We start from the raw sequence: 10,189 nt of genomic DNA, 5'->3' as shown, positions 1-10,189 counted from the left end.
GGCATACAGTCGTTCGGAAAAGTACAATGGATAAAGGGAGAGTTTGACAAAACATTTAGTACTGCAGTAGACAATAAAAAAGAGCCGAAATAGTAGAGGACTTCATAATTAAATGTCAATTATGATTTTTTATTTATTTTTTTTCATTTGTCATCCTGAGCCTGTCGAAGGACAATCAATGTGTTTCGATAGGCTCAACATGACATCTTAACTTGAGCAACAATTAGTTTACTTCACACTTATCCGTTCCACTACTGGTTTACCTGTCGATTCTTCTGTGCCTTCCACTTCCGCATATTTTACATTCGGAAGCCAGAAACTGCCACCTTGTATCCTGATAAACAATCGTGTAACCCTGATGGTCCGGTTGTTTAGGGTTACCGAAACGTGATAACTTTTATCGCTATACCTCTGCAGATAAAAAGCTAGTTTTTTATGCGATACAAACCTGAATTCATATTTATCTGCCCCCAATTCCTTCGTATCGATACCATATGCAAACTTCCGTTGGATATAGCCCAGGTCTTTTTTCTGTCCTTTTTCACCATAGCGGATCCAATAAACCTGAATAGGAGCATTAGCATTGATGCTGCCATTTTCTTTTAGGTTTAGTGCGTAGATCAGGGTGTTGGTATTCGGGTCACGTTGAAGATAAAATAACATGTGATCTACATTTCTAGGCGTAGGAAAACTGATAGGGGATGGATCTTTCGATTGTGCCCATGTTTCGGGTGAAAAGAGGAAAAAGGTTAAAACTATAGTGAATAAGGTTTTGAGTAAAATGGGTAGTCTGGGTTGTGTTGAATACATTTTAGGCTTGTTATTTAAAGGAGCGTTTAGGCTAAGGATTTGAATAATTTTTAAGTGTCGGTTTTGGGTTGATCATGTGAAGTTTCCTCATTGATCTCGTTAAGCTGTTCATTATAAAGCCGCTCTGATTCTGCCTTACAATGTTCATAATCATCTAATTTTTCGCAAGAAGTGTTTCCGTGGATCTCGAAAAAATCCCTGATGGATGGATAATCAAAATAAACTGACATATTATTAAATTTAGGTTTCCAATTTTGGAAGGGATAGCCATTGATCGTTCGCCGAAAACAGTAAAGGGATCTGTTTTCAAACTCATCTTTTCTGCCATTGCAGAAGGAATTAGCACCTTGTTAATCAAACAGGTTGCTAAGACATCAAAGGGCCATTCCCTACGTCTTTCTTGATAAGTATTAGACGTCATGGACGGAATCGAACCGCCGTACTAGGTTTTGCAGACCTTTACCTAACCACTCGGCCACATGACTATATGATCTTTTCAAGCAGCTTTAGATTCACTTTTTGAAGAAGACTCAGCAAAAGTAAAAATTAATTACTATAATTTCTATAGAAATAGTAGTTTTTTTGAAGAATTTGTGGTTTTTTAACTTGTTTTATGGCTTAATTTGTTGATTTTTAGTTGTTTGTGTATGTGAATAAATTGTAGATAGATCCAGGAAAAATCAGATAGCTATCAAATCTGGATGACGATCGCATTCTCAATTTGTCATCCTGAGTGCAACGAAGGATCTTACAGTTGACTTTAGTATCTTTAATAATTAAAGATTCTTCACTGAGTTCAGAATGACAAACTCCAGTTTAAGTCAATAATTGCAAATTATTATTCTGTAAATCAATCGTTTACAAATAAAATCTATAAAATCTATAGGAATACTTGTTTAAATTAAGTGAAGTTTATACTTTTACAAAAAAATAAAATAATTCACCAGCAAATTTACGTTCAATATGAAACTCCGCAGACAACCTCAGCCATATTCCCTGATCAATTATTCAGATCAGTATAACTGCTGTTGCCGCTAATATAAGCTAAGATACGGATCACCTGCTAAAGGTTTTCATTCAGATATTCTTATTTAAAAATCCTGGTACCCCGGGGCCTTTTGATAGAATATTATGGTGGTCATGTATTTCAGTCAATAAGTTGCCGGGGTATCAGGAACGGCCTAACTAATCACCACCACTAGTTTAGGTTATTACTCTAATTAATTCACCACCATTAATTAGTTGATTTATACAGAAGAAGGGAGAGTCAGTACTCGTTGAACTTCTAGCAACTTTCCATAGGAAAAAGTGCTCAAACTGATCTAGCAATAGATTATAAATTAACCAATAACAAGTAAACTCACGTTTCCTGTTAGGGATTTCATTAAAGCATAACAGTTGTTTAAACGGCCTGTACCCATGCTATATGGTTTTCTGTGGGCTAGTGTTAATACGCATCATTAACATCATCAAGATGTATAAAGAAACTCCTGGTTCATAACAGGTTTATATTTGGTTAGAAAAAGGGGCATGTCTGGATAGAATGCCCCTTTGTTATTCTTTACTTAGCGTCGTCACCCTGTCCCGAATGTTCGGGATCWGGGTCTWTTTTGCATAAAAAATGAGATTGTATCATAAAGGCGATTTCACTTCAAATGCTGTCATGTTGAGCTTGTCGAAACACCTCAAAGCGTATTTAACAGGCCCTTCGACAGGCTCAGGATGACAATCTATATTTATGATACAACCTCATGACGATCGCGTTGAGAAAAGTTGCAAAAAAATAATCAAGTTACCCCAATTTCCTTCCTGTATTAATCACATTAACTCCGTTAAAACGGGTAGTTGCACTTCCATGTGAAACGGCACTTGCTTGTCCTGGCTGACCTTTTCCATCCGAAAATGTCCCACCCAACCTGTAATCGTTTTTATCGCAGCGTTGTACACAGGAATTCCAGAATTCTTGTGTATTGGCTTGATAAGCAGCGTCTTTAAACATGCCTACAATTTTGCCATCTTTAATTTCGTAGGCCAGTTGTGCGCTGAACTGGAAATTATAACGCTGTTGATCGATAGAATAAGAGTTACGGCCAAACATGTAAATGCCTTTCTCTACATTTTTAACCATATCTGCCGCGCTTAAAGCAGTATTTCCAGGTGCTAATGAAACATTTGGCATCCTTTGGAACTGAATACTATCCCAGCTATCAGCATAGCAACAACCCTGTGATTCTTTCAAACCTAAAATATGTGCCTGATCTCTTATTGTCTGGTAATTCACCAAAATCCCATCTTTAATAATATCCCATTGGCCACATTTTACGCCTTCATCATCATAACCCACTGCGCCTAATGAACCCACTTCTAGTTTATCGCCAATGATGTTTACCTCTTTACTCCCGAAGTTGAATTTTTTGCTTTCCCATTTATCTAGTGTTAAGAAACTGGTTCCTGCATAATTCGCCTCATAACCTAAAACACGGTCTAACTCTGTCGGGTGACCAACAGACTCGTGGATGGTTAGGAATAGGTGAGAAGGATCTAAAACCAGGTCGTATTTGCCAGGGGCAACAGGTTTGGCTTTTAGTTTTTCATCAACATGTACAGCTGCTTCGCGTACATCCTCCAAAATATCGTATCGTTTTTTGTAAAGTGTTACTGGGCCACCTTTAATTTTTTCTTCGTCTTTTGGTTTAAGGTATTCAAAACCCATACCCATTGGTGCACTTAAGGCATTTCTGGTTTCGAACTTACCACTGGCCGCATCTGTTTTGGTTAGGGTAAAGGTTGGCCATATCCTGTGGATATCCTGATCGATATAAGAACCATCGGTTGACGCAAAATATTTCTGCTCATTGATCATAAACAGATTGGAACTGATATATTTTGCACCGCCTTTCATCGCCTCGCTATTTACCTTTAAAAGCAGGTCAACTTTGTCGGCAATGGGTACCTCAAAGGCATTGATTTCGATTGGTGTTTTCCAGCTTACCTCCCCATATCCTTTTTGCGCCGCCAATTGAACAGGTTCTTCCATGAGTTTAGAATTTCCTTTGGCAATGGCTACGGCAGTTTCTGCAGCTTTGGCGATGCTGGCATTATCCATGTTGTTGGTAGCGGCAAAACCCCAGCTTCCATTGGCGATAACACGAACACCTAAACCATAAGATTCGGAATTGGAGATGTTTTCTACCCTGGTTTCTCTAGTCGCCACTACCTGATTTAAATACCGTCCAATGCGTACATCGGCATAAGTTGCACCTTTGCTTTTTGCAGCGTTGAGGGCAACATCGGCCATTTTTTTCTTTAGGGCAATATCAACAGGCGTTAAAGATTCTTCAACAGAAATAATTTTGCCAAAGGCAGGTATATTGGGCATCATGCTGGTGCCGAGGCCAACACCTGTCATATATAAAAAATCTCTTCTTCTCAATTTTATAGTTGTTTTAATTCGTTATTGTATGGTAACATTAAGCCTTTCGACTCTACTACCTTGGACGGATCCAAAAGAAAAGTCGTCATCTCGACTGAAGCGCAGCGGAATGGAGAGATCTATCTAGGCAGATTTCTCGACTTCGTTGCACTCCGCTCGAAATGAYGATTGGATGATGCCCTTCGACTCCGCTCAGGGTGACATCTCATGTAAGCGTGTTATTTAAATCGCATCTGATAAAGAAGTAAACGTAAAATCGCGGATTTTCATTGGTGGAATCAATCCACTCCCTGTTCTCACCGGTTTACCCAGAGCTTCAACATTGTTGAGCATAATTACCGGACTTTCGTTGAACCTGAAATTCTTGATCGGAAATTTAATCTCACCATTTTCGATGTAAAAAGTACCGTCACGCGTTAACCCGGTAAGTAATAAGGTTTGTGGATCTACCGAACGGATGTACCAGAAACGGGTAACCAATATGCCTTTTTCAGTGCTTTTGATCAGGTCTTCCAACGATTGTGTTCCACCTTCTATGACCATGCTGCGGCTAAAAGGAAGCGGTTGAACATTTTTTTGAGCAGCCCAATATCTTGAATAAGACAGGTTTTTAACTACCCCTTTTTCAACCCATTGCGTTCTTTTTACCGGTAAACCTTCGCCTGTGAATGTAGAAGATGGGATTTCAGTATTCATTGGATCAGAGTAGATATTTACGTTTTCTGAGAACAATTGCTCTCCTAAACGTGTACCACCACCCTTTTTGCTCATAAAGCTCCGGCCTTCGTCAGCACTTCTGGCATCAAAACCCCTAAACATATTACCGATTATATCGCTGGCTGCAAGTGGTTCTAAAATAACAGTATATTTTCCTGGTTCAATGGCTTTTGCACCTGCAGAACCATTGGCTTTGCTTGCTGCAATTTTGCTAAGTGCCAGGGTATCCATTTTGTCGAGATCATTAAAGCCTTGCTCAACGTAGCCTGATCCTGTTCCTTGCTTGTTTCTAACAGTTACCGAAAAAGAAACATCAGTGCCTTTATTGTAGGCGAACAAACCTTTAGAGTTCATGATCGCGTTAAAACGGGTTGAGTTTTCTAAGAAACCGGCCGCATCTAAACCAGCTGCTTTTGATACACTTAAACTTTTTCCTACCATTTCGGCTCTGGTATCAGGAGTCATGGCAGCAGTTTTAGCATTATATGTATTCGATTCTGGAAAAGTTTGTGGACCTAACGGAGGCATAAACTCAGGGTTTTCTGGTGCCAGCATGGCCAGTTCTTCTGCTCTTTTTACCACCTTTTGTAAGGAAGCATCATCAAACTCATTTATCGTTGCCGAACCAGTTTTTTTACCAAAAGTGGAGCTTACACCTAAACTCATGGTACTGATCTGCCCTGCGGTAGAAACCGCATTGCGGGCATAACGGATATTTCCCCCATCAGAACCGTTTAAACCTACTTCACAGAAATCGGCTTTCGAATAACCGATTACTTTTTTTAATATCGCCTGGGCTTCTTCTTTACTTAATATGGCCATAATTATATTTTTCTTGCTGTATTGATAACATTAACTCCATTAAACCGGGTAGTGGCACTGCCATGCGATACGGCACTGCTTTGAGAAGGCTGTCCTTTTCCATCATTAAATGAACCGCCTAAACGGTAATCGCTTTCATCGCAAATGGCATTACACGAATTCCAGAACTCTTGCGTACTGGCCTGGTAGGCTACATCGTTAAGCATACCTGCAATTTTACCTTCCTTAATTTCGTAGAATATCTGTCCGCCGAACTGAAAATTGTAACGTTGCTGATCGATAGAAAAACTTCCGTCGCCAATGATGTAAATGCCTTTTTCAACATTTTTGATCATATCATCGACACTCAGTTTTTCTTTGCCTGGCTGTAGTGAAACATTTGGCATACGCTGAAACTGAACATCATCCCAGCCCTGCGAATAACAACAGCCATTTGATTCTGTTAAGCCGATAATGTGTGCCTGATCGCGGATGGCCTGGTAGCTTGTGAGTATCCCATTCTTGATCAGATCCCATTTTTTGCATTTTACGCCTTCATCATCGTAGCCAACAGCACCTAACGAACCTACCTGGGTTTTATCGGCTACAATATTTACTTTATCACTGCCAAATTTGAAATTTTTTGATTCCCATTTATCTAAGGTAAGAAAGCTGGTGCCTGCATAATTGGCTTCGTAGCCCAAAACACGGTCTAATTCTGTTGGGTGACCAACAGATTCATGGATGGTTAGCCAAAGGTGTGAAGGATCTAAAACCAGATCGTATTTACCAGGCTCAACCGATTTTGCCTTTACTTTTTCTGTTGCTACACGGGCTGCTTCTTTAACATCTTCCAGCATATCATAACGGCCTTTATAACGGGTTACAACACCAGTAACTTTATCTTCAGGGCGGGCATGCATGTATTCATAACCTTTACCCGAAGGTGCACTCAATGCATTACGTGTTTTAAATTTACCCGATTCGCGGTCTACTTTGGTTACGTTAAAAGTTGGGTAAATGCGGTGAACATCCTGATCGATGTAAGAGCCATCAGTAGATGCGAAGTATTTCTGCTCATTAACCGCGAAAATAACGGAGTTTACAAAATTGGCTCCATTCTGCATGGCCACGTCGTTTACATTCAAAAGCAGGTCTACTTTCTCCTTTACCGGAACTTCGAAGGCATTAATTTCGATTGGTGTTTTCCAACTTACCTCGCCGTAACCTTTTTGCGGAGCCAGTTGAACCGGTTCGCCCTGTATTTTGGCATTGGCTTTTGCAACGGCAACCGCTTGTTCGGCTGCTTTGGCAATGGCATCTTTGGTTACATTGTTTGTGGCAGCAAAGCCCCAGCAGCCATTGGCTAAAACACGAATGCCTACACCATACGATTCGGTATTAGCTACGCCTTGAACACGTTTTTCGCGGGTGGCTACAAACTGGTTTAAATAACGCCCGATGCGGATATCGGCATATGTTGCACCTTTTGATTTTGCCGCATTTAGTGCAACATCAGCCAGTTCCTTTTTAATTTTAACATCTACTCCATCTAAGGCCTGTAAAGGGTCTATAGGAGTTCCGAATGCAGAAAGGTCGGGAAGGAGTAGGGCACCCATACCCATTCCGGATAAGTAGAGGAAGTCTTTTCTTTTCAATTGGTTGAATTTAGTTAGTTTACGCTTTCAATATAGCCAATTGTGAAGCGAAAATTGGAAATTGATTATAACATTTTAGTTTCAATGCTGAAAAAGGATCTGTTTTTTGTGAAAAGATGTTTTTAGTAAAGTTAATTTCGTCATTTCGACTGAAGCTGCTGATTTTTCATCAGTAGCGAAATGGAGAAATCTATAGTAAGAGATTTTTTGTTAGATCCGCTAATGCTTACGCTCGTTTCCAAACGAGTGCAGARATCGTTAAACGATTTCGTCGCTGCAAACGATGAGTTATTAAACGCTCGTTAAAAACGAGCATTAGCAATTAATGGGGTTTGTCATTCTGAACGCAGTGAAGAATCTTTATCAGATTGCACTGTTCCGTTGTAGGAGGATTCTTCACTGCGTTCAGAATGACAGTAAGCGCGCGACTTATTTAACCGCCAATATCCTTGATTCGTACCATAAAAAGCCAGTTGCAAACAGAAACCCTGCAAAAAACCACCAAAGTGATAATTCTTCCTCTAGAATAGTATCTGTTAATTTGTTTTTGGCTTCAGTAGTACTCAGGTTTTTGATAAACTGACGGGTTCCATCAAGTTTTTGTTGGTTTTTGAGTGCCAGCCAATCTGTTTTTTTGTAGATATATACTGGCTCTATGGCTTGATTTACTTCTAAATTAGTCCAGCCTGATTTTTGAGGCCAGTATAAAGCATCCCATTGGAAAGGAAGCTCCATGTTTTGTCGTGGACTGAGTAAAATACTATCGATTTTTAATTGTGGGATCCTGTCTGATGCTACCAGATCTGCAATAATCTTCATTTTTTGGTGAATAACAGGGAATTGAGGAATGATGTTTACAGACTGAATATCGTTTCTTTTCCTTGCTGCATTGGCCAAAAGTTTAGACCAATAGGTTGCATAATCAGTTTTTTGCCCTGAAAGTAACCAATTGTATGTGGCGGAAAGCGTAGAGACTAATACTTTGCCATAACCGCCGATGCTACTATTAACCACTGTTTTACCGCTGGTATCGGCAACAATGGGCTGATCAGTTTGGTTAGCCCTTAAAAATACAGCTTGTTCAAGTGGTAACGGATTAAATTTGTGATGATCTTCTATTACGATTAAATTTAATGGTTTACCTTTTAAAACAGGAGATTCAAAACGGCCAAATTTACCACTAAGCGTTGTCAAAGCTTTTGTATTTGCAACCCTGATCAATAAGCCCATTCCGTTATTAACCGCAAGATTTATTGATGACCTTTCGTTGGGGCTAATAGCTGCTAATTCTTCTTCATCAATAATCAGGATGTCGAATTTTTTTAAGGATGATGGATTGATCTGATTAAGGTTTATGCTATCTATGTTAAGGAAATCGAAAGCAAATTTGTTTTTACTGATCTGACTTCTGAAAGCCAATGGATATTGATTTTCGTACAGCCAATTTTTTAGAAATTTATATTCGAAGTCGGGAAAAGAAGCTAAAATCAGCACTTTCATGGGTGTCTGATCGCTAACCTGAACCGGCACGGATTCTTTGGCCAGGGTATCGTTTTTTTGCAGCGCAATTAATTCGTAAATGGCTTTTCCTGTTTGTTTAGGATTCGTTTTAAATGAAAAGGATTTATTCGATTTTGCCTCGATAGCGATCGAATCTACTGATTTACCTAAACCTTTGAACAAAAGTTTAACCGTTTCGCTCCCTGAGTTTTGATAAGTTCCCTGAACTTGAAGCGGTTCACTGGTTTTTAATTTCGCCGGCCAGTTGGCAGAAATGATCCCGCCAGGATTTGCCGAAGGGTGAAAGGTGATCTGGTATCCTTTGAGGTTTTTCAGTTCAGCTGCACTTAAGCCATAACCGTAAATATTCAGTTTCCTGATATTCCAGAATAGCGATGTATTTAAATTCCATATCTACTTGCCGGTTTTGTTGAGGTTGTTAAAATAGCTTTGATACAATGCAGAAGCTGGGGCAGTACTTTGTGTCTGCGGTTTTGCTGCTTCGGTATTGATCATTTTTTGTATAGCCTGTTGAACCAGATCAATATCGCTCATTATCAGTTTATTGCCTGTGCTTAATTTTCTTAAACTGCTTAAGGCATTTAAATAGGTAGAAGGATGATCGGCTGCGGCTCCGATCATGTATTTCTCAGTTTCGCCAAGTAAGAATTGATCTTGTTCGATGAACTTTTTTCCTGTTTTTCTGCTCTCCAGTAAGGCGAGCGCTGCTTTTAAAAAGGCCGTTCTTTTTTCTTTTTGCTCAAACGACATTTTCTGAACCGGCTGTGTAATCTTATCCAGTTCCCCGGTTAAACGTTTCTCAGGTTTTAATGCTGCCGTTTTTACGGTAGTTTTAGCCACATAAGCCCGCGATTTTTGTTGCAGATCTTTCAGTAACCTCAGCGCTTTATATTCGTAAGGTAATGCTTCCTGGGGTTTATAAGTTCTTAAACGGAGTTCGGCATTCCACATTTCAGTTAAAACGGCCTTTAGCTGTGCCTTCATTTCTGGTTCGAAGAAGGTAGCGTCTTCTGCGATATCATGTTTGTGGGCATATTTGTCCATTATGCTGCTCACATCACCAAACTTTTCGCCCTCACTCTTATGTTCCGCATGTTCATCGTGATCATCATGATCGCCGCCGATTTCAGTTTCGTTTTCTTCTCCCAAAAACTGTCCGTAACGCAACCGCAACAGCTTTTGGTCGATACCTAGATCATTGCTTCTGGTTTTAAAAGTTGCAGGAGGCAATGTCGATTGTTCCTTCAAC

General features: G+C 39.8%; 7 protein-coding genes, 1 tRNA gene and 2 riboswitches. All 8 genes read right to left on the bottom strand.

Annotation, left to right across the window (positions count from 1 at the left end):
* Positions 1-228: 228 nt before the first annotated feature.
* Positions 229-810 (bottom strand): DUF4833 domain-containing protein, encoded by a 582-nt coding sequence (locus AC1DND_RS10025; RefSeq protein WP_477581275.1) that lies wholly within the window; start codon positions 808-810, stop codon positions 229-231.
* A 50-nt stretch (positions 811-860) separates the two neighbouring features.
* The gene (locus AC1DND_RS10020) at positions 861-1,040 is read right to left on the bottom strand and encodes a hypothetical protein (protein ID WP_477581273.1); all 180 of its coding nucleotides are present in this window, start codon (positions 1,038-1,040) and stop codon (positions 861-863) included.
* Between the two features lie 79 nt (positions 1,041-1,119).
* A riboswitch (SAM riboswitch) is annotated at positions 1,120-1,220 on the bottom strand.
* 4 nt (positions 1,221-1,224) lie between these two features.
* Positions 1,225-1,295 (bottom strand) — tRNA-Cys (locus tag AC1DND_RS10015).
* A 759-nt stretch (positions 1,296-2,054) separates the two neighbouring features.
* Positions 2,055-2,152: riboswitch (SAM riboswitch) on the top strand.
* 450 nt (positions 2,153-2,602) lie between these two features.
* The gene (locus AC1DND_RS10010) at positions 2,603-4,243 is read right to left on the bottom strand and encodes a TldD/PmbA family protein (RefSeq protein ID WP_477581272.1); all 1,641 of its coding nucleotides are present in this window, start codon (positions 4,241-4,243) and stop codon (positions 2,603-2,605) included.
* Between the two features lie 222 nt (positions 4,244-4,465).
* The gene (locus tag AC1DND_RS10005) at positions 4,466-5,782 is read right to left on the bottom strand and encodes a TldD/PmbA family protein (RefSeq protein WP_477581270.1); all 1,317 of its coding nucleotides are present in this window, start codon (positions 5,780-5,782) and stop codon (positions 4,466-4,468) included.
* 2 nt (positions 5,783-5,784) lie between these two features.
* Entirely contained in the window at positions 5,785-7,419 is a 1,635-nt protein-coding gene (locus tag AC1DND_RS10000) for a TldD/PmbA family protein (protein ID WP_477581268.1), read from the bottom strand.
* 429 nt (positions 7,420-7,848) lie between these two features.
* The gene (locus AC1DND_RS09995) at positions 7,849-9,102 is read right to left on the bottom strand and encodes a hypothetical protein (RefSeq protein WP_477581267.1); all 1,254 of its coding nucleotides are present in this window, start codon (positions 9,100-9,102) and stop codon (positions 7,849-7,851) included.
* 231 nt (positions 9,103-9,333) lie between these two features.
* On the bottom strand, positions 9,334-10,189 hold an 856-nt coding region (locus tag AC1DND_RS09990), incomplete at its 5' end, for a hypothetical protein (RefSeq protein WP_477581265.1).

The organism is Pedobacter sp. 01N416 (assembly GCF_056399685.1).
This window is presented reverse-complemented; position numbering and strand designations above follow the sequence as displayed.

Bases quoted from the DNA above. Each gene is read 5' to 3' on its own strand.
- AC1DND_RS10025 (WP_477581275.1), bottom strand. From the start codon at position 810: ATGTATTCAACACAACCCAGACTACCCATTTTACTCAAAACCTTATTC.
- AC1DND_RS10020 (WP_477581273.1), bottom strand. From the start codon at position 1,040: ATGTCAGTTTATTTTGATTATCCATCCATCAGGGATTTTTTCGAGATC.
- AC1DND_RS10005 (WP_477581270.1), bottom strand. From the start codon at position 5,782: ATGGCCATATTAAGTAAAGAAGAAGCCCAGGCGATATTAAAAAAAGTA.